Source organism: Buttiauxella gaviniae ATCC 51604 (assembly GCF_001654835.1).
Lineage (GTDB): Bacteria > Pseudomonadota > Gammaproteobacteria > Enterobacterales > Enterobacteriaceae > Buttiauxella > Buttiauxella gaviniae.
Map to the genome: position 1 here is coordinate 1 of NZ_LXEP01000123.1, position 289 is coordinate 289.

At 52.9% G+C, this 289-nt stretch carries 1 pseudogene; it reads right to left on the reverse strand.

Going from position 1 to position 289, the window contains the following annotated elements:
- A pseudogene (locus tag M977_RS25635) lies at positions 1-289 on the reverse strand (phage tail fiber protein); the annotation flags it as partial.

The following is a 289-nucleotide window of genomic DNA, read 5'->3' on the forward strand; positions in this document are numbered from 1 at the left end:
AGTAACGGCCTGACCATTTATAGTAATCGTCACATCGCCAGTGCCGTTCATCACATCGGCAAAGCCACCCATGTACTTCTGGTACATGCCAAACGTTTCGGCAATGTCCTGCGCAAGCCCGTCAACGCTCAGACTGTCACTTAGCAGGATGGCAAATCTCGTGCCGGCTGCAATTGCAGGACTCACTGCCGGGGTGACAGATAAAGCGTTACCGCTGGTGATGGCGGTGATTTGAAGGACTTGTACCGGGTTGGTGAAGGCAATCAACGTGCAGCCAACACGAATAAGG